This window comes from Microbacterium sp. AC215 (genome assembly GCF_979258645.1).
Map to the genome: position 1 here is coordinate 3192951 of NZ_OZ409869.1, position 18188 is coordinate 3211138.

18 protein-coding genes are annotated in these 18188 nt (G+C 70.9%); 7 read left to right on the forward strand and 11 right to left on the reverse strand.

The genetic code is table 11. The features are described from left to right. The first annotated feature begins 8 nt into the window (after positions 1-8). Positions 9-1097, forward strand: coding sequence for an alcohol dehydrogenase catalytic domain-containing protein (locus ACZZZF_RS15495; protein WP_363521050.1), 1089 nt, complete (start codon positions 9-11; stop codon positions 1095-1097). A gap of 33 nt (positions 1098-1130) precedes the next feature. Here ACZZZF_RS15495 and ACZZZF_RS15500 read toward each other — a convergent pair whose 3' ends face one another. Together ACZZZF_RS15500 and ACZZZF_RS15505 are read right to left on the reverse strand one after the other, a co-directional pair. Beyond that, entirely contained in the window at positions 1131-1709 is a 579-nt protein-coding gene (locus ACZZZF_RS15500) for a CinA family protein (RefSeq protein ID WP_053097581.1), read from the reverse strand. Further along, on the reverse strand, positions 1706-2227 hold the full coding sequence (locus ACZZZF_RS15505) for an FHA domain-containing protein (RefSeq protein ID WP_053097580.1): 522 nt from the start codon (positions 2225-2227) through the stop codon (positions 1706-1708). Before ACZZZF_RS15505 ends, ACZZZF_RS15500 begins: the two co-directional genes overlap by 4 nt. A gap of 171 nt (positions 2228-2398) precedes the next feature. Here ACZZZF_RS15505 and ACZZZF_RS15510 point away from each other — a divergent pair, with 171 nt between their 5' ends. The 3 genes from ACZZZF_RS15510 (at position 2399) to ACZZZF_RS15520 (ending at position 4803) form a co-directional block, all read left to right on the forward strand. Then, the gene (locus ACZZZF_RS15510; RefSeq protein WP_053097579.1) at positions 2399-2749 is read left to right on the forward strand and encodes a DUF7882 family protein; all 351 of its coding nucleotides are present in this window, start codon (positions 2399-2401) and stop codon (positions 2747-2749) included. A 153-nt stretch (positions 2750-2902) separates the two neighbouring features. Beyond that, positions 2903-3787 (forward strand): SDR family oxidoreductase, encoded by an 885-nt coding sequence (locus ACZZZF_RS15515; RefSeq protein ID WP_187250281.1) that lies wholly within the window; start codon positions 2903-2905, stop codon positions 3785-3787. Positions 3788-3831: 44 nt separating this feature from the next. Next, on the forward strand, positions 3832-4803 hold the full coding sequence (locus ACZZZF_RS15520; protein WP_463499436.1) for an EamA family transporter: 972 nt from the start codon (positions 3832-3834) through the stop codon (positions 4801-4803). 12 nt (positions 4804-4815) lie between these two features. Here ACZZZF_RS15520 and ACZZZF_RS15525 read toward each other — a convergent pair whose 3' ends face one another. Further along, positions 4816-5577 carry a YidC/Oxa1 family membrane protein insertase gene (locus ACZZZF_RS15525; RefSeq protein ID WP_463499438.1) on the reverse strand — a complete coding sequence of 254 codons (762 nt, stop codon included), beginning with the start codon at positions 5575-5577 and terminating at the stop codon, positions 4816-4818. Between the two features lie 62 nt (positions 5578-5639). Then, a complete protein-coding gene (locus ACZZZF_RS15530; RefSeq protein ID WP_053097575.1) occupies positions 5640-5912 on the reverse strand; it encodes a DUF6412 domain-containing protein in 273 nt (90 codons plus the stop codon). A gap of 103 nt (positions 5913-6015) precedes the next feature. Here ACZZZF_RS15530 and ACZZZF_RS15535 point away from each other — a divergent pair, with 103 nt between their 5' ends. Continuing rightward, positions 6016-7062 carry an NAD(P)H-dependent flavin oxidoreductase gene (locus ACZZZF_RS15535; RefSeq protein WP_463499440.1) on the forward strand — a complete coding sequence of 349 codons (1047 nt, stop codon included), beginning with the start codon at positions 6016-6018 and terminating at the stop codon, positions 7060-7062. 95 nt (positions 7063-7157) lie between these two features. On the opposite strand, the gene purU is transcribed toward ACZZZF_RS15535, so the two are convergent. Next, complete coding sequence (purU, locus tag ACZZZF_RS15540; RefSeq protein ID WP_056279633.1) at positions 7158-8009, reverse strand: formyltetrahydrofolate deformylase; 852 nt, start codon at positions 8007-8009, stop codon at positions 7158-7160. A gap of 93 nt (positions 8010-8102) precedes the next feature. Between purU and ACZZZF_RS15545 the strand changes: the two genes are divergently transcribed. Together ACZZZF_RS15545 and ACZZZF_RS15550 are read left to right on the forward strand one after the other, a co-directional pair. Next, entirely contained in the window at positions 8103-9317 is a 1215-nt protein-coding gene (locus tag ACZZZF_RS15545) for a cation:proton antiporter (protein WP_463499443.1), read from the forward strand. Next, the gene (locus tag ACZZZF_RS15550; RefSeq protein ID WP_463499445.1) at positions 9314-9772 is read left to right on the forward strand and encodes a glutaminase; all 459 of its coding nucleotides are present in this window, start codon (positions 9314-9316) and stop codon (positions 9770-9772) included. The genes ACZZZF_RS15545 and ACZZZF_RS15550 overlap by 4 nt, the downstream gene beginning before the upstream one ends. Before the next feature lie 54 nt (positions 9773-9826). On the opposite strand, the gene ACZZZF_RS15555 is transcribed toward ACZZZF_RS15550, so the two are convergent. The 6 genes from ACZZZF_RS15555 to ACZZZF_RS15580 form a co-directional block, all read right to left on the reverse strand. Continuing rightward, positions 9827-10549, reverse strand: a complete 723-nt coding sequence (locus ACZZZF_RS15555; protein ID WP_431738960.1) for a glutamine amidotransferase-related protein — start codon at positions 10547-10549, stop codon at positions 9827-9829. Positions 10550-10649: 100 nt separating this feature from the next. Beyond that, positions 10650-11390: a LysR substrate-binding domain-containing protein gene (locus ACZZZF_RS15560; RefSeq protein ID WP_463499447.1), complete on the reverse strand. Its 741-nt coding sequence runs from the start codon at positions 11388-11390 to the stop codon at positions 10650-10652. A gap of 52 nt (positions 11391-11442) precedes the next feature. Continuing rightward, entirely contained in the window at positions 11443-11850 is a 408-nt protein-coding gene (locus ACZZZF_RS15565; RefSeq protein ID WP_053097570.1) for a DapH/DapD/GlmU-related protein, read from the reverse strand. Between the two features lie 81 nt (positions 11851-11931). Continuing rightward, on the reverse strand, positions 11932-12705 hold the full coding sequence (locus ACZZZF_RS15570) for a DNA-formamidopyrimidine glycosylase family protein (RefSeq protein WP_056280260.1): 774 nt from the start codon (positions 12703-12705) through the stop codon (positions 11932-11934). Further along, the gene (locus ACZZZF_RS15575) at positions 12705-13544 is read right to left on the reverse strand and encodes an EI24 domain-containing protein (RefSeq protein ID WP_463499450.1); all 840 of its coding nucleotides are present in this window, start codon (positions 13542-13544) and stop codon (positions 12705-12707) included. Before ACZZZF_RS15575 ends, ACZZZF_RS15570 begins: the two co-directional genes overlap by 1 nt. A gap of 33 nt (positions 13545-13577) precedes the next feature. Continuing rightward, positions 13578-18170 (reverse strand): ATP-dependent helicase, encoded by a 4593-nt coding sequence (locus ACZZZF_RS15580; RefSeq protein WP_463499453.1) that lies wholly within the window; start codon positions 18168-18170, stop codon positions 13578-13580. Positions 18171-18188 lie beyond the last annotated feature (18 nt).

Sequence of the window (18188 nt, forward strand, 5' to 3'; positions counted from 1 at the left end):
GCCCTGACATGGGAACTCTGCTGATCCGTCCTCCCGGCCACCGTCGCGACGTGGCCCTGCGGCCCGCGGCCACAGCGATGGTGTGGATCGGGGAGGGCCACCCGCACGAGATGATCGCCGTTCCCGGTGTCGCGCTCGGTGAGCACGACGTGCTCGTCGCCGTCGAGATGTCGACGATCTGCGGGTCCGACGTCCACACCGTGCACGGACGTCGGTCCGCCCCGGTGCCGCTGGTGCTCGGACACGAGAGCGTCGGACGCGTGATCGCCCTGGGCGACGGCGGGGCCTCGACGGTCGACGGCGTCCCCGTGCGCATCGGGGATCGGATCGTCTGGTCGGTCACGATCTCGTGCGGCACCTGCGACAGATGCGCCCGGGGTGTGCCGCAGAAGTGCCGCACGCTCGGCAAGTACGGTCATGACCGCATCGGCGTGCACGGCGACCTCACCGGCGCGTTCGGCTCGCACGTCCAGGTGCGGGCGGGCACGGCGATCGTGCGGGTGCCCGAGTCCCTGCCGGCCGCGGTGCTCGCTCCGGCATCGTGCGCGACCGCGACCGCCTGGGCCGCCGTCGCCCGGGCTGCGCGCGATCACGACCTCGACGGCGCGACCGTCCGCATCCACGGAGCCGGACTCGTCGGGCTCTCGGCCGCGGCGATCGCGGTGGAGCACGGCGCGACGGTCGAGGTGCTCGACCCCGCACCCGAACGGCTGGCTCTGGCCGCACGCTTCGGTGCCGGTCCGATCGATCGTGACCCGGACGTCGTGATCGAGGCCTCGGGGCATGCCGTGGCCGAGGCGCTCGCCGGCGTCGCCACCGGGGGCACGGTCGTGCTGGTCGGGAGCGTCTTCCCTGCCGAGCCGGTGCCCCTCGACGCCGAGAGCATCGTTCGCCGGCTGGTGACCGTCACCGGCGTGCACAACTACACGGGATCGGAGCTCGCCGAGGCTGTCGCATTCCTCGCAGGACGAGGACGCGCCTACCCGTTCGTGGACGCGGTCGGCGAAGTGCGGCAGCTCGCCGACCTCGACGAGGCCATCACCGCGGCATCCGCTCCCGGCGCGCCGTTGCGCATCGGCGTCGTACCCGGACGCTGACGGGAGACGGCTCGAGCGCAGAAGAGCCAGGGCTCAGGCCGTGGGCTCTGCCGCGCCACCTTCCTCGGCGTCGTCTTCGGCGTCGTCTTCGGCAGCCGCGGATGCCGAAGACCCCGGTCCCGAGCGCCGCGGTCCCGCAGGGCGGATGCCCTCGGCATGGAAAGCGAGCAGCCGCATGGCGGTGTCGACCGTCTCGTCGAGGACCTCCTGCGGATCGCCGCTGAGCGCCAGCCTGCGGTGACCGACCCCGTCGGCCGTGGCCCATCCGACGTAGACGGTGCCGGGCTCGTGCCCGCCTTCAGGATCGGGCCCGCCGACCCCCGTCGTCGAGATGCAGACGTCGGCGTCGAACAGCCGCAGTGCGCTCGCGGCGAGATGCTCGGCGCACTCGGGGGAACACGGATCCGTTCCGGGCGTGAGTCCGAGCAGGCTCTCCTTCACATCGGTGAGGTAGGCCACGATGCCGCCGGCGAACCACGAACCGGCGTCGGCCCCCGCGCCGATCGTGCTCGCCAGACGTCCCGAGGTCAGGGATTCCACCACGCAGATGCGCAGTCCGCGCTCAGCGGCGACCTCGCTGACGCGGTCCAGCGGTGACTGCTCTGCTGTCACTTCTCTTCAGCGGAGTCCGCGTGCGTCGGGGCGTCGGACTCGATGGTCGCCTCGTCGGAGTAGTCGGGCCGCGGGGGCTGCAGCGGCTGGTCGGAGTACTCGCCGCCGAGGCGTCCGCCGTACGGGCGCCCGTGGTCGGCGAACTCGTCGCGTGCGTAGACCAGCTCCCACTCGCCGACGGTGAAGCGTGCGCCGGTGCGCAGCGTCTGGGTGCGATCGCCGGGGTGGGTGGCGGTGGCGTCGGGGTTGCTGTTCATCTCGCCCTCGCCGTGGAGTTCGAGGACGTACTCGTCACGGTCGTCGTGCGTGATCGTGGCGTGCACGGGATCGGCGCCGTCGAGCCGCAGCTCGTTGTCGGCAGCGGAGCCGATGCGCACCACGTCGACCTCGAGGGCGAACTCGGCGCGCTCGCCGTCGCGCGTGACGCGCAGGCGCGGGTTGCCCTCGCCGAACTCGGCGTGAGTGGTCGTGGGGGTGTAGCCCTCATCGGAACGGTCGTCGATGTGTCGTGCGTTCATGGTGGGTCTCCTCGCGGTTCCTGCCAGGATATCGGCGAAGGGATCCGCACGCAGGGGGTTGACTTCGGCCCGCTCCGACCCCGTCTGGACAGCCCGCTCGGGCCGACGCATCGAGGGCCTGCGGTCCCATAAACTGCATGACGAAGACCTGCACACCAGAGGAGAGGGCGAATGGGCAAGTTCATCTACGAGGGCAGCGTGAAGACCGAGATCGAGGATCGCGCCCTCACCCACCTGCAGCTCGTGATGACCGCCAAGCTGCGACGCGCCGAGCCGTTCCCGTTCAGCTGGCGCGAAGACGCGAGCGTCGGCGGCGGCCGCACGACGGTGTGGGTGCAGCCGGGCAGCTCGCTCGTCTTCAAGTACTTCGGCAGCAGGCAGCCGTCGATCAACCGCGCCTGGATCGAGGCGCTCGCCTTCACCGCGAACGCGCCGAGCGGGCTGTATCTCGTTCCCGAGCCACAGGACACGTCCGGCCCCGTCGCGCCGGCCGACGACGAGCCTGCCGCTCCCGGGGCCTGAGCGGCCCGAGCCATTCACCTGTCGCACTCCGATCGTCGATCGAGGTGTCGATTGTCAACCCCCTCCCGAGGGCGCCGACGGGCCGCGAGTCTCGTTGAACGCCCGACTCAGGCCACGCACGATGATGGCGAGTCGCGAGGAAGAGGAGACACCATGGCAGACAGCACCCCCGACCCCCGCAGCCAGCACCGCGACGAGGAATTCCCCGGTCAGCAGCAGAACCAGCCGGGACTGACCGACGACATGCGCCCGGCTCCGGACCACGGCGAGGAGTCGTACGTGGGCCACGGGCGTCTTGAGGGGCGTCGAGCCCTGATCACCGGCGGGGATTCCGGAATCGGCCGAGCCGTCGCGATCGCCTTCGCCCGCGAGGGAGCCGACGTGGCGATCGTGCACATGCCGGAGGAGCAGGCGGATGCCGACGAGACCATCGACCTCGTGCGCGCCGAAGGCCGCCAGGGGCTGAGCCTCGCCGGCGACGTCCGCGACGAGGCCTTCGCCACCGAGGTGGTGACCGAGACGCGAAGCGCCTTCGGCGGCCTCGACATCCTGGTGCTGAACGCCGCGTACCAGCACGACATCGACGGCTTCGAGAATCTCGAGACCGACCGCCTCCGCCGCGTGTTCGAGACCAACCTCTTCGGCCTGCTGTACTCGGCCAGGGCCGCGTACCCGCATCTGGAGTCCGGCTCCAGCATCATCGTCACGTCGTCCGTGCAGGCCTTCGAGCCGTCGCCCAACCTCATCGACTACGCGATGACCAAGGCGGCGCAGGTCGCGTTCGTCAAGGCGCTCGCCGAGGAGGCGGGAGAGCGCGGCATCCGCGTGAACGCCGTCGCTCCCGGCCCCATCTGGACGCCGCTGATCCCGGCCACCGGCTGGTCGGACGAGCGGGTGAAGACCTTCGGATCCGACACGCCTCTCGGCCGGGCCGGACAGCCGGCAGAGCTCGCCGGCGCCTACGTGTACCTCGCGTCGGCGGAGTCGTCGTACACCTCGGGCGCGGTGCTCGCGGTCACCGGCGGCAAGCACCTCTGACAGGGCGGGTTCGTCGGCATCCGCGCGCGCCGTAGGCTGGCTGGGTGAAGCAGTCCACGCCGTCCCGTCCGCTCGTGGGCGTCGTGCTCGTGGTCTGCTCCTGCCTGTCTCTGCCGTTCGGGGCCGCGGTCGCGGCCCAGCTCTTCCCGGTGCTCGGCCCGTGGGGTGTGACCTCGCTGCGCGTGGCGATCGCGGCGCTGCTGCTGGTCGTCATCGTGCGCCCGAGACCGTTCCGGTGGACGAAGTCGCAATGGCTCGCCGCCGTGCTGTTCGGGGTCTCGCTCGCCGCGATGAACGGCTTCTTCTATGCGGCGATCGACCGCATCCCGCTCGGCCCGGCCGTCGCGATCGAGTTCCTCGGGCCGCTCGTCCTCGCCGCCGTGCTGACCAGGCGCTTCGTCGATGCCGCCTGGGTGGGGGTCGCGCTGCTCGGGATGGTGCTGCTCGGCGTCGACGGACTGATCGGCGCCGAGCCCCTCGATCCGCTCGGGATCGTCTTCATCCTGATCGCCGCCGGCTTCTGGGCCATGTACATCCGGATGAGTGCCCGGGTGGGTGCCATCATCCCCGGCAGCAGCGGACTCGCGGTCGGCCTGGTCGTGGCCGCGATCCTGCTGATCCCGGTCGGTGTGCCGGCCGCGGTCACCGTCGCGGGCGACATGCAGCTGCTGCTACTCGCCGCGGTCACCGCCGTGCTGTCGTCGGTGATCCCCTACAGCTTCGAGCTCGCCGCGCTGCGTCGCCTGCCGCAACGCGTGTTCGGCGTGCTCCTGAGCCTCGAGCCCGCATTCGCGACGCTCGCCGGGTGGCTGATCCTCGGGCAGTCGGCGACTCCGCTGCGGATGCTCGCGATCGCCCTGGTGGTGGCAGCGAGCGTCGGCACGACGCTCGGCGTGCGACGTCAGCGCCGTCGAGACGATGCGGCCGCAGCCCGAGAGGTCGGGACCGCGCCCGACGGCGCCCGCCGCGACGACGAGCCCGGTCCCTTCACCGCGCCGATCCCGCTGCCCGAATGACCGGCCGACCCGTCAGGCGCTGACCGCAGCAGGCACGGGCAGCGGATAGCGGCGCCGCAGCAGCATCCGCTGCACCAGCGTCCAGACCACGGTCACGGTGAGATACAGCGCGGCGGCGAGCGGCACGAACATCGCGAAGACGGCCGTCAGATAGTGCAGAGCGCTGGTCACACGCAGCATCGTCGGCGAGTTCAGCGGCGAGTCGTCGTCGACCACGGCCGGCCGGAAGACCCGTCGTGTGATCTCGGCCACCACGATCATCACGGCGATCAGCGCACCGAAGACCCACAGCGTCTCCGGCGTCGCCGTGCCGCCGAAGACGGCGGAGACGAAACTGGTGCCGAGCGGTGCACCGAGCAGGTCGTGCGTGAGCAGGTCGTTCGGGTGCCCGGCGATGTCGGGGCGGATGAACAGCGTGTACAGGATGCCGACGACCGGCGCCTGAGCGAGGACCGGCAGCATCCCGGCGAACGGAGACGTGTTCTCGGAGCGGTAGAGCTCGAGCATCTCCTTCTGCAGGCGCTCGGGATTCTTCTTGTGCCGGCGCTGCAGTTCGCGCAGCCGAGGAGCCAGGCGCGCTGTGGTCTGCTCGGCCTTCGCCTGCGAGACGCCGACGGGAATGAGCAGGGCGCGCACGAGAAGCGTGACGAGCACCACGGCGAGTGCCGCGGCGGATGCTCCGGCGAGCGGTTCGAGCAGTGCGGAGAGCCCGGCGAGGGCGCCGTACGCCGCGTCGAGCAGGAAGGTCAGGGGTGGAAAGGCGAAGATGTCCATGGAAGTCCGTTCGTGTGTCGGGAAGGGTCGGCGAAAGCCGCGCAGTCCCGTACGAGGACGGACTACGCGGAGACGGCGACTCCCGGCGCACGAGGACGCGGGTGACCGGCGGCGTCAGGATCGCTCTGGGCGAGCAGGGTCGAGACGTCGATCGCCCGCAAAGGGTGCGGGGCGCTGCGTGGAGAGGGCGGTGCGACGCTCAGCGCCACGGCGATCGTGAGGGTCGTCAGGGCGATCAGCGCGATCGCGACACCGAGTGCCGCGGCATCCGGCACCGCGATGACTCCGAGCGCGGCCGCGACGAAGCCGAGCATCTGCCCGAACCATTCGCTCATGCGCGCCTCCCTGATCCCTCACGCCGAGATTATCACCGGCATCCGAGTGCGGCATCGGTCGCGTGCCCGCCTCGGGGCAGGGGAGCGGAGATAGCCTCGAGGCATGAGTGATCTGCGCGCACTGCTCGGCATCGAACACCCCATCATCCTCGGTCCGTTCGGCGGGCTCTCCTCCGTCGGGCTCACGGCGGCGGTCAGCGAGGCCGGCGGCCTCGGCGGCTATGGACTCTACGGCTACGACGCCGACCGCATCGGTGCGACGATCGCGTCTCTGCGGGAGGCGACCTCGCGTCCTTTCGCGGTGAACATCTGGCTGCCGACCGGCGACGAGGTCGAGCCGAATCCGCAGCACACCGTGTTCGCGCAGGCGCTGCAGCCGTTCTATGACGCGGTCGGACTCGAGGTGCCCGCCCGCCCCGAGCGCTACCTGCCTCCCCTCGAAGAGCAGCTCGACGCGATCTTCGAAGCGGCGCCGGCCGTGCTGAGCACCGTCTTCGGGGTTCCGTCCGGGGCCGTCGTCGACGAGGCGCACCGCCGCGGCATCCGTGTCGTGGCAACCGCGACGACCGTCGCCGAAGCCGTCGCACTCGCGGACGCCGGGGTCGACGCCGTCGTCGCGACCGGCTTCGAGGCCGGCGGCCATCGGGTGTCGTTCCTCCGTCCGGCCGAGGAATCGCTCGTCGGGACCTTCGCACTCGTGCCGCAGGTCGTGGATGCCGTCGATGTGCCGGTCATCGCGGCCGGCGGCATCGCCGACAGGCGCGGAGTCGCCGCCGCGTTCGCGCTCGGAGCGTCAGCCGTGCAGGTCGGCACGGCCTTCCTCGCGACGGTGGAGTCGGCGGCGAACCAGGCGCATCGCGACGCCATCCGCTCCACCGCCGCCGACGGCACCGTTCTCACGAAGGCGATGAGCGGACGCCTCGCCCGCGGCACCCGCAACCGTGCGGTGCGGGCGATCGAGGCGAGCGGGACGATCGCCCCGTTCCCGATGCAGAACTGGCTCACCGGCCGATTCCGCGCGGCAGCGGGCGAACAGAACCTCGGCGAGTTGCAGTCGCTCTGGATGGGTCAGGGCGCGGCACTGGCCGGTCATGCGACCGCCGCCGAGGCCTTCGCCGAACTGCTGGCGGGAGTGCCGGAGGCCCGGTGAGGGTCGTTGTCGATCCGGGCTGTGAAGCTGGCCAGGTACGGGGGCTTGCCAGCGACGTCATCGGCTAGAGGCGTCGCACCCCTCTGAGCGCCACCTCAGAGGATGACGGTGGACCGGCCGTGGACGATCACACGGTCCTCGGCATGCCACTGCACGGCACGGGCGAGAACGAGGCGTTCGACGTCGGCGCCGCGCTGCTGCAGATCGGCGGCCGACTCCGAGTGCGTGACACGGGTGACGTCCTGCTCGATGATCGGTCCCTCATCGAGATCCGCCGTCGCGTAGTGCGCGGTGGCTCCGATCAGCTTCACACCGCGGTCCTTCGCCCTCGCATACGGGTTCGCCCCGATGAACGCGGGGAGGAAGGAATGGTGGATGTTGATGATCGGGGCACCGAGACCCTCGATGAAGTCGTCGGTGAGGATCTGCATGTACCGGGCGAGGACCACCAGATCCACGTTGCCGCGCAGGAGCTCGAGCTGACGCTGTTCCATCGTCTGCTTGTCGCCTGAGGGGATGTGCACGAACGGCACCCCGAACGAGCGTACGGACTCGGCGAGGTCGGGGTGGTTCGAGACGACCATCGTGACGTCGATGTCGAGCTGGCCTCGCTGCGTGCGCCACAGCAGCTCCATCAGGCAGTGATCGTACTTCGAGACGAAGATCGCGACGCGCTTGCGCCGCGCGGTGTCGTGCAGCGACCACTCCATGCCGAACCGCTCGGCGACCTGAGCCAGATCGGCTTCGAGAGCCGTGCGCGCCGCAGAGAGCCCGGGGAGGTGGATCACCGTGCGCTGGAAGAACCGGCCGCCCTCGGAGTCGGTGGAGTGCTGGTCGAGCGAGATGATGTTCGCGCCGTGGACGGAGAGCACGCCGGCGACGGCGGCGACGATGCCGGGCTGATCATCGCAGGCGATCAGCAGGCGGGCGGTGTCGGGCTGAGACATGAGGGCTCCTCGGGGGTGTGCATCGATTCTGCCGTGGATGCGACCACCGGGCGAATCGGACGCATCGCGACGACGGGTCGCTACTCTGGGAGCGTGGACGCGGGCGATCTCGGACTGGTGCTGATCCCGCTGCTCGCCGTGGCAGCGCCGCTGCTGGCGCGCGGCATCCGACCCCTCATCCGCGTGCCGATCATCGTGTTCGAGCTCGTCCTCGGGATTCTCGCGGGGCCCGCGGTGCTCGGCTGGGTCGAGCCGACGCCCATCCTCGAGAAGCTCAGTGATTTCGGTCTCGCGATGCTGTTCTTCATCGCGGGCTCCGAGATCGACTTCCGGGCGGTCGCCGGACGGCCCCTCGTCCGCGCCTCGATCGGGTGGGCCATCAGCGTGGTGCTGGGCATCGGGATCGGCTTCCTCCTCGCCCCGGGCGAGGGGATGGTCGTGATCGCGATCGCCCTCAGCTCCACCGCACTCGGCACGCTGATGCCGATCCTCAGGGATGCGCAGGAGACCGACACCCCGTTCGGACGTGCGGTCACCGTGATCGGCGCGGTCGGCGAGTTCCTGCCGCTGATCGCGATCTCGCTCTTCCTCAGCACCCGCACCACCCCGCTCGCCACCGCGGTGCTGCTCGCCTTCGTCGTGCTCGCGGGGCTCGCCGTGCTCATGGCTCGGAGGATGCCGCACGGGCGCCTCCACTCGTTCGTGCGTGCGACTCTGCACACCTCCGACCAGTTCGGGGTGCGGTTCGTGCTGCTGCTCATCGCGTCGCTGGTCGGCCTCAGCGTCGTGCTCGACCTCGACATGCTGCTGGGTGCATTCGTCGCCGGAGCGGTGTGGCGCATCATCATGGCGCGCGCGCCCGAGAAGGACGCCGAGGCGGTCGAGACGAAGCTTGAGGCCATCGCGTTCGGCTTCCTCGTGCCGATCTTCTTCCTCTACACGGGCGTGAACTTCGACCTGCAGGCGCTCACCGGCTCGTCGTCGGCGATGCTGATGCTTCCGCTGTTCCTCGTCGCGCTGCTCGTGCTCCGAGGCACGACCGCGCAGCTCTCCGCGCCGATGGGCGCGAGCGCCAGGGACCGCACCGCGATCGGGCTGCTGGCCGCCACCGGGCTGCCCATCATCGTCGCCGTGACGGCGATCGGGGTGGATCAGAAGATGATCGACACCGGCACGGCGGCAGCGCTCGTCGGGGCAGGGATGCTGTCTGTGCTGCTGTTCCCCCTGATCGGAATGCTGATCCGCGGCGAGGCGGCACGACTCGTCGACCCGGCGCTCGTCCGCGATACACCGCAGGGGGAGCTGTGACGGCCGCGTCCGCGCTCGTCGCCGACGCGGTGCGTGCGCTCGCCGGCCTTCCGAAGGAAGGACTCGGTGAAGAGCGCGAATCGCGGTGGCGCGGACGCCGCATCGTGCGGGTGGGCGAGGCGTGGCACCTCGGCGTGCTGCTGCTCACCGAGACGCACGCACTGGCGACCGCCGAAGTGCTGAGGGCCGCCGATCCGGGGCGCCGCGGCTACACGGCGGAGTCCGCGCGCGAGCGCGCAGAACGACGTGCCCTGGCACTGCGGGGCGGGTTCGACGAGGGCGATGTCGTGCACGTCGGGTGGTCGGTGATCGACCTCGCCGCCGTGGACGCGGGCGGAGCGTCCGGGCCTCTGGCGATGATCGACACGGTGCCATCCGTGCGATGGAGCACGGCAGGCGGTTGGATGCCGCTCGAGGCATACCTCCGCGAACGGGTGGTGCTGCTGCGCGGCTGAGGCGACGGGCTCGGCTGACCGGCCGAGCCCGCGGCTCGGCTGAGCCCGCGGGCGTCAGGCTGCCGCGAACGTCTGCGCGAAACGGCGCAGCAGCGCCGCACCCTCCGTCACGGATGCCGACAGCACCTGCCCCTGCACGGCGTCGAACTCGTCGGGGTCGAAGTACCCGGTGGTGCGATAGAACGTCATCCGATCGGCGAAGTCCCGCGGAGTCGGCTCCGGATGGAACTGCGCCGTGTAGAGGTGGGTGCCCACCCGATACGCCTGCACGGGACAGGTGTCATTCGTGGCGAGCAGCACCGCGCCCTCCGGCAGAGCCGCAGCGCTCTCCTTGTGAGCGGTGAAGACGGTGAGCGCGGGGGAGCTCGGACCGAAGACGGGGTCCGCGGCGCCGGCGGCGGTGGTCTCGATCACGGTGGCGCTCGCCGACTCGGGGGTGTCCGACGTGACGTGGCCGCCGAGCATCCGCGTCACCACGCCGATGCTGAAGCAGGTGAAGAAGGCGGCGACCTGCGAGTCGATCGCCAGCCGCGCGATGTGCTCGAGATCCGCTTCGACCCTCAGCTGCACAGCGGACTTCTCGACGTCGCTGACGTTGAACGGCGAGCCGCCGACGACGACGCCGCTGTATCGCGCGAGGCGCGCGGGGTCGAGGCGCTCGGTGAGCAGGTCGAGGCGGTCGACGACGTCGACGCCGAGCGCCCGTCGGAACGAGGCGTGCTCGGCATCCGCCGCCCCGAGTTCGGGGCGCACACAGACGTAGAGAAGCGAGACCACCACGAGAGTCTAACGACGACGGGACACGGTCGACGTCGCCGCCGACTCCGACCACATCACGGAGCCGCCGCGGAGCCGTCGCGGTGGCGGCGCGCTCGCGTCATCGGGACGAGTTTGACGTGCGGCCGCGCACGATCCCGATGAACGTCTCGACGTCGGGGGTGGTGTGATCGCGGCGCCAAGCCAGGGCGACCGTCGAGGTGGGGCCGTCGGCCAGGGGTCGGTGGCCGACATCCTTGCGGTGGTGCAGGCGTGCGAGCGACATGGGGACGATCACGACGCCCGTCCCGGTGGCGGCGGTCACGATGGCGTCCGCGACCGACAGCGGTGCGAAGGCCGGCGCGACGGCACCCGGGATGTCGATCGGACCGAGCGCATCGTCGGTCGGGACCATCACGATCTCGCCCGACAGATCGGCGACGGTCAACTCGTCGGCCGCGAGGAGGTGCGACTCGATCGATGCGACCACCACCGGCACCTCGTCGTACAGCGTGATGATGTGCAGGTTCTCATCCGACAGCGGCAGGCGCACGAGGGCCGCATCGAGGTCGCCGATGGCGTCTCGCTGATCGGCGACCTCGATCGTCACCAGCTCGATGGGCACATGCGGCATCCGCTGCTTCCAAGCATCGATCCACTTGCCCGGTGTCGCGCCGGGGACGACCCCGAGACGGAATGTACGCGGCTGCTCCGGTTCGGTGTCCGGCGCGTCGAAGACGACCTTGGCGGTCTTCTTCGGAGGCTTGGGCGGCGGGAACCGCTGAGCCGGTGCTGCCTTGTTGCGCCGCACGGGCGAGCCCTTGCCGGCACGTCCTGCCGGTCGTCGTCCCTGAGTCGCCATGTGCTCCAGGGTACCCGGCGGATGCGGTGAGACGTTCTGAGAGCGCGGCCGATCAGGCCGCGAGCCACAGCCCCTTCGGGTCGGTGGCGACCGTCAGTCCGGCCGCGACCGTCTCGTCGTCGCCGATGCGCGCACCGCGGACGATCCGCGCTCCCGCGCCGACCTCGGTGCGGACGCCGATGTGCGCGCCGTCTCCGACGGCGGCACCCTGGCCGATGTGTGCGTGCGCGTCGACGTGCGCACCCTCGCCGATCACGGCATCCGGTTCGATCCATGCGCCGCGGGCGATGGTCGCCCCCGCGCCGATACGGGCGCCGGGTTCGATGTAGGCGCCCGCTTCGATGTGCGCCTTCGGATGGACCTTCGCGCCGTGCGCGACGAGACCGCGACCGTTGGCGTGCTTGCGGTATCGCAGCGTGGCGCCCTGGTCGTTCTCGATGTCGACGTAGTTCTTTCCCACGATTCCTCCCGTGTTCCGGAGTTCTCCGGATATATCAATAACCACGGGGGTGCCGGATTCATTCCCGAGCATGGATGCGGGTCATCGCTGACACACGGGACACCAGAATGTGATCCTCTCGCGGGTCGGATCCGCGCCCTGCTCGCCGCGTCTGATGGGGGTTCCGCAGCGGCGGCACTGGCGTCCGGCACGTCCGTACACCCACGTCCCCTGACCGGGGCGATCGACTCCGGTGAAGGTGCGATGGCGACGATCGCGGTTCGCGCGGATCGTGCGCACGCCGAGGTCGAGCAGCGCGGGAACGTCGACCTCCGGTGCGGGGGTCGTCGGCAGGATTCCGCGGAGGAACAGGAGTTCCGCGGCGTATTCGTTGCCGAACCCCGCGACGTTCCGCTGGTCGAGAAGGGCGACGTGGATGCTGCGGGTGTCGGCGCTCACGCGTCTGGCGGCCTCGACGGCATCCCAGTCCGGGCCGAGCGGATCGGGGCCGAGATGGCCGACGAGCTCGTCCTCGTCGCGGGTCGGAACGACCTCGATCTCGGCGAGGTCGATGCCCACCGCCTCGCGCTGCGCCGTGCCGACGATCGCGCGGACCTTGAACGCCGGATGCCGCCACTTCTCACCCGCCCGGTAGACGAGCCAGGCGCCGTCCATGCGCAGATGGGAATGCAGCGTGCTGTCGCCGATCCGCAGCAGCAGATGCTTGCCGCGCGCGATCGACGAGAGGATCGGCTGACCAGTCAGATCGAGCGTCGCGAATCGCGGCACCCGAAGGTCGAAGCGCGCCACCTCACCGCCGACCAGCGCCTCGTCGAGACGTCTGGCGGTGCGGAAGACGGTATCGCCCTCGGGCATCAGGCGTGCCCTGACCCGGGGGGTGGCGGCAGCGGCGCCGAGACGCTGCCCGGCAGGGGAGGCGGAGGAGTGTGCTGTGGAGCGTGCTGCGGGGTGTGCTGTGGCAGCGGCGTGCGCTGCAGCATGGTGCGCGCGAGGGCAGTGGCACCCGCGACAGCGGCGGGCATGACCGCGACAGCCCCGCCGGGGATCAGAAAGCACAGCTGCGTGGCGACACCGAAGCCGAGCACGCGCGCGCGGCTGCCGCGGAACAGCACCGCCCGGTCGGCAGGGCTGAGATCGCGGGCGTCGAACGCCCGCCCGGTGAGCTCGCGGGCGAGCATCCGTCCCGACAGCACGACGCCGCCCACCGCACCGAGGAATCCGCCGATGAGAGGGATGAGACCGAGGAGCAGCACGGCGATCGCGATCAGGATGCCGAGGACCACGAGTCTCAGGCCCTCGCCGACCGCCATCCAGAATCCGCCGCCGTCCGAGGGCGGGGCGTCGCCGAGATCGGCCTCGACAGCGCGCCAGATGCGCTGGTAGAACGGGTCGCCGATCGTCAGGGCGAGGGCGCTGAACACGGCGCTCGCGAGTGCGAGCGCCGCGGCGAAGATCACGATGCCCACGGCGGCGCGCAGCACCGAGCGCCAGGCCGGGATCCAGCCGTCGGCGAAGGGCGTGAGACCGTCGGAGATCGGCCCGAGAGAGAGCGCGAGCGGCACGAGTCCGGCGAGCAGCACCAGCGCGGCGATGAAGCCCGGTACGAGACCGAGGGCCATGAGCCCCGGTCGGCGCCGCCATGTGCCGAAACCGCGCAGCAGGGTGCGGACGCCGCTGATGAACTCCCCGATCATGCGTCCAGCCTAGAAGCAGTGGTCATGGGCCGGTCAGATCGCCTTGCGCAGCGTGTAGCCGCGGGGGGTGGCCACGAATCCGGACTCCTGCAGAGCGAGGGCGAGCTCGGTGCCGTACACGCCTTCGCCGTTGACCTTCTCGACCGTGAGGGTGTCGAGGCGCCGCGCACGGGCGGTCGCTGCGAGGTCGGTCGCTGCCGCGCGCAGCACCTCGGCGTCGTCGGTGAAGCACAGCACCGTGCGTCCCCCGCGTTCGAGGTAGAGGACGAGCGATCCGTCGACGATCACCACCAGGCCTCCGGCCTTGCGCCCGGGGCGATGCGAGACCTCGTCGCGCTTGGGCCATCCGAGCGCCGCGCCGTAGGGGTTGGCGGGATCTGTCGCGGCGAGCGTGACGGCATTGCGAGGCGGCGGATCGGCGAGCCCGGCGAACGTGCGAAGTCGGTCGACGGTGGCGGATGCCGCGAACTGCGCCGCGCCGAGCCTCTCGATCACATAGCCGCGGCGGCAGTGCCCAGCCTCCTCGAAGCCGGCGAGGACCCGGTATGTCTGCGCGAACCCGCCCGGCACGCCCTCGGCCTGCACGGCTCCGCGGGTGACCACGCCGTAGCGGTCGAGGAGCAGCCCTGCGGTGACGGTCGCACGACGAGCGGCATCCGTGTCGACGGTGGGCAGCAGCGACCAGCGCCCGCCGATCGACGTCGGTCGGGGCGCGGTCCGTGCCAGCGACATCCCCCGATAGGTGCGCGTGCGCGGAGCACGTCGGGTGACCCGGTGCGCCTGGGAACCACCGGCCAGCAGCGACCGGATCGGGGCGAAGGTGTCGTTGGTGACCCGGCCGCCCCACGTCAGCGCCCACAGCGCCTCGAGCACGGACTGCTCGTTCTCGGCGCCGGTCATGTCCTTCAGCTGACCGGCGAAGTACGCGCCACCCGCATCCAGCGCGATCAGCACTCGGGCCTCGAGCGAGTCGGCGGCGATCTCGTCGTCGGGCTCGGGCAGCGTGAACGGCGCGAGGTCTGCGGGATGCAGCGAGACCCAGCCGTCGCGCCCCGGCAGCGTGCCGTGGCCCGACCAGATGACCTCTCCCGAGGCAGTGAGCTCGTCGAGCAGGGCGGGGGAGTAGTCGCGCACCCGAGAGGGCAGCACGAGCGACTCCCACGCGCTCGCGGGCACGGGCACCCCGGCGAACTGCTCGATCACCGCGAGCACCCCGTCGAGTCCCTCGAGCGGGCGTCCCAGGTGCTGCCAGTCCGGCAGGAAGCGCGCATACGCCTCGGGTGACACGGGCTCGACGCTGCCTCGGATCGCGGCGAGCGACCGCATCCGCAGGCGGCGCAGCACCTCGGTGTCGCACCATTCGGTCTCGTTCCCCGTGCCCGAGGCCTCGGGCAGGAAGTAACCGCTGGTCAGTCTGCCCGAGTGCTCGAGCCGCTGCAGGGTATGCCGCGCGACGGCGGCGCCGAGCCCGAATCGCGTCGCGACGGCATCCGTCGTGAAGGGACCATGCGTGCGGGCATAGCGCGCGATGAGGTCGCCGAGCGGATCGGCGAGCGGTTCGAGGAATGCGACGGGGATGCCGGTGGGCAGCGCGGCACCGAGTGCGTCACGCAGCCGACCGGCGTCCTCGATGGCTGCGACGCGCGTGGTGCCGGCGACGGTGACGGGGATCGCGCGGCGAGCGGCGATCAGAGCGTCGAGGTGGTCGGATGCGGACCCCGTCTCCGGGTCGAGGCGAGCGTCGATCTCGGCGGCATCCATCGGACCGAGCATCCGCAGCAGATCGGCGACGCCTTCGAGACCTCGCGCTCGTCGCTCGGGGTCGAGGCGCTGCGCTTCTCTCTCGAACTGGGCGATGACATCGGGGTCGAGCAGCTCACGGAGCTCGACCGTGCCGAGCAGCTCGCCGAGCAGCGCGGGGTCGACCGAGAGGGCGGCCGCCCGGCGCTCGGCGAGGGGAGAGTCCCCTTCGTACATGAAGGCGCCGACGTAGCCGAACAGCAGGTCGCGGGCGAAGGGCGAGGGCTGAGACGGCTGCGTCTCGACGAGCCGGATGCGCCGGTCGGCGATCGACACCGCCAGCGTGCGCAGCGAGGGCAGGTCGTAGACGTCCTGCAGGACCTCACGGAGCGTCTCGAGGATCACGGGGAACGTCGGGTGCCGGCGCGCCACCTCTAGCAGCTGCGCCGAACGCTGACGCTGCTGCCACAGCGGGGTGCGCCGGTTGGGGTTGGTGCGCGGCATGAGCAGCGCGCGCGCCGCGCATTCGCGGAAGCGCGACGCGAACAGCGCCGAGCCGCCGACCTCCTGGGTGACGAGCTGCTCGAGTTCATCCGGGTCGAACACGAAGAGCTCGGCCCCGGGCGGCTCGGCCTCGGCATCCGGGATGCGCACGATGATGCCGTCGTCGCTCGCGACCGCAGAGCCCTCGACTCCGAGTCGCTCGCGGATGCGGGCGTTGATCGCCAGCGCCCACGGTGCATGCACCTTCATGCCGTACGGGGAATGAAGGATGACCCGCCAGTCGCCGACCTCGTCGCGCCCGCGCTCGACCGTCAGAGTGCGATCGGTCGGCAGCGTTCCGGTCGCTTCGCGCTGCTCGGTCAGGTGCGCCATCAGGTTCATCCGCGCCTGCGCGTCGAGTCCGGCGTCGATCAGTCGCTGGGTGGCCTTCTCGGGAGTCGCGGCGGAGACCTCTCGCGAGAACCTCCCCAGCGCCTCGCCGAGCTCGAACGGTCGGCCGATGCCGTCTCCGTGCCAGAACGGCACCTTGCCGGGCTGGCCATAGGCGGGGATGACGTTGACCCGGTCATGGGTGATCTCGGCGATCCGCCAGCTCGTCGTGCCGAGCGTGAAGACGTCGCCCACTCGCGACTCGTAGACCATCTCCTCGTCGAGCTCGCCGACGCGGGCGCCGGTCGACTCGCCGGCGACGAAGACCCCGAAGAGTCCGCGATCGGGGATCGTGCCCCCGCTCGTGACGGCGATGCGCTGCGCGCCCGGACGTCCGGTCAGGGTGCCGGCGTCTCTGTCCCACACCAGCCGCGGGCGGAGCTCGGCGAACTCATCGGAGGGGAACCGTCCGGCGAGCAGGTCGAGCGTCGCCTCGTAGGCCGATCGCGGGAGCGACTGGAACGGAGCCGAGCGACGCACGGTCTCGAACCACTCCTCGACGCTGATCTCGCCGAGGGCGCTGGCGGCGACCGTCTGCTGCGCGAGGATGTCGAGAGGATTGCGGGGCACCTGGATCGCCTCGATCTTGCCCGCCAGCATCCGCTCGGTGACGATCGCGGTGTGCAGCACGTCGCCGCGGTGCTTCGGGAAGAGGGCGGCCCGGCTGATCTCGCCGACCTGGTGACCTGCTCGCCCGACGCGCTGCAGACCGGAGGCCGCGGACGGCGGAGCCTCGACCTGGATCACCAGGTCGACCGCACCCATGTCGATGCCGAGCTCGAGGCTGCTCGTCGCGACGACGCAGCGCAGGACACCGGACTTGAGCTCTTCTTCGACCTGGGCGCGCTGCTCTTTCGAGACCGACCCGTGGTGCGCCTTGGCGAGCACGGGGTCTGCTCCGGCGGTGGCACCTGCCTGCGCCATCATGGCTGCCGGCACGGAGGCCTCGGGCAGTGCGACGCCGATGCGCTCGGAGTAGATCTCGTTGAGTCGCCCGGTGAGGCGCTCGGCGAGGCGACGCGAGTTGGAGAACACGATGGTCGACTTGTTCTGCAGGATGCGATCGACGATCGCCTCCTCGACGTGGGGCCACACGGAGCCGGTGACCTCGGCGTACTCCGCATCCGCCGCGTCTCCCGCGTCCTTCGGCGCGCCGGGAGGGGGTGGCGGATTGGTCATGTCGTCCATCGGCACCACGACGCCCAGCTCGAACGTCTTGGACGCCGGCGGCGCGACGATCTCGACAGGCGCCGCGCCGCCGAGGAACCGCGCGACCTCGTCGATCGGACGCACGGTGGCCGACAGTCCGATGCGCTGTGCGGGTTGGTCGTGGCCGTGGGTGCGACGCAGCGCATCGAGACGCTCGAGGCTCACCGCGAGGTGGGCTCCGCGCTTGGTCGCGGCGACCGCGTGCACCTCGTCGATGATGACCGTGTGCACATCGCGCAGCGTCTCGCCGGCGCGACTGGTGAGCATCAGATACAGCGACTCGGGGGTCGTGATGAGGATGTCGGGCGGATCGGAGACCAGCTTGCGGCGATCGCTCGAGGTCGTGTCGCCCGAGCGCACGCCGACCGTCACCGAAGGGGCCTCGACGCCGAGCCGCCTGGCCGACTGGCCGATGCCGATGAGGGGCGAGCGCAGGTTGCGCTCCACGTCGACGCCGAGCGCCTTCAGCGGCGAGATGTAGAGGATGCGCGTGCGCGAGGCGTCGGCGGCCTTCGTGCGCTTCGCGGGAGGGGTGGGCTGCTCGATGCGCTCGCGGAACACGCTGTCGATCGCCCAGAGGAAGGCCGAGAGCGTCTTGCCCGAGCCGGTCGGTGCGACGACGAGCGCGTGCTTTCCGGCAGAGATCGCATTCCAGGCGCCCGACTGGGCGGGCGTGGGTTCGGGAAACGCACCCCGGAACCAGTCTTGCGTGGCAGGGGTGAAGCGTTCGAGCACGTCGCTCATCCCTCCATCATCACCCGT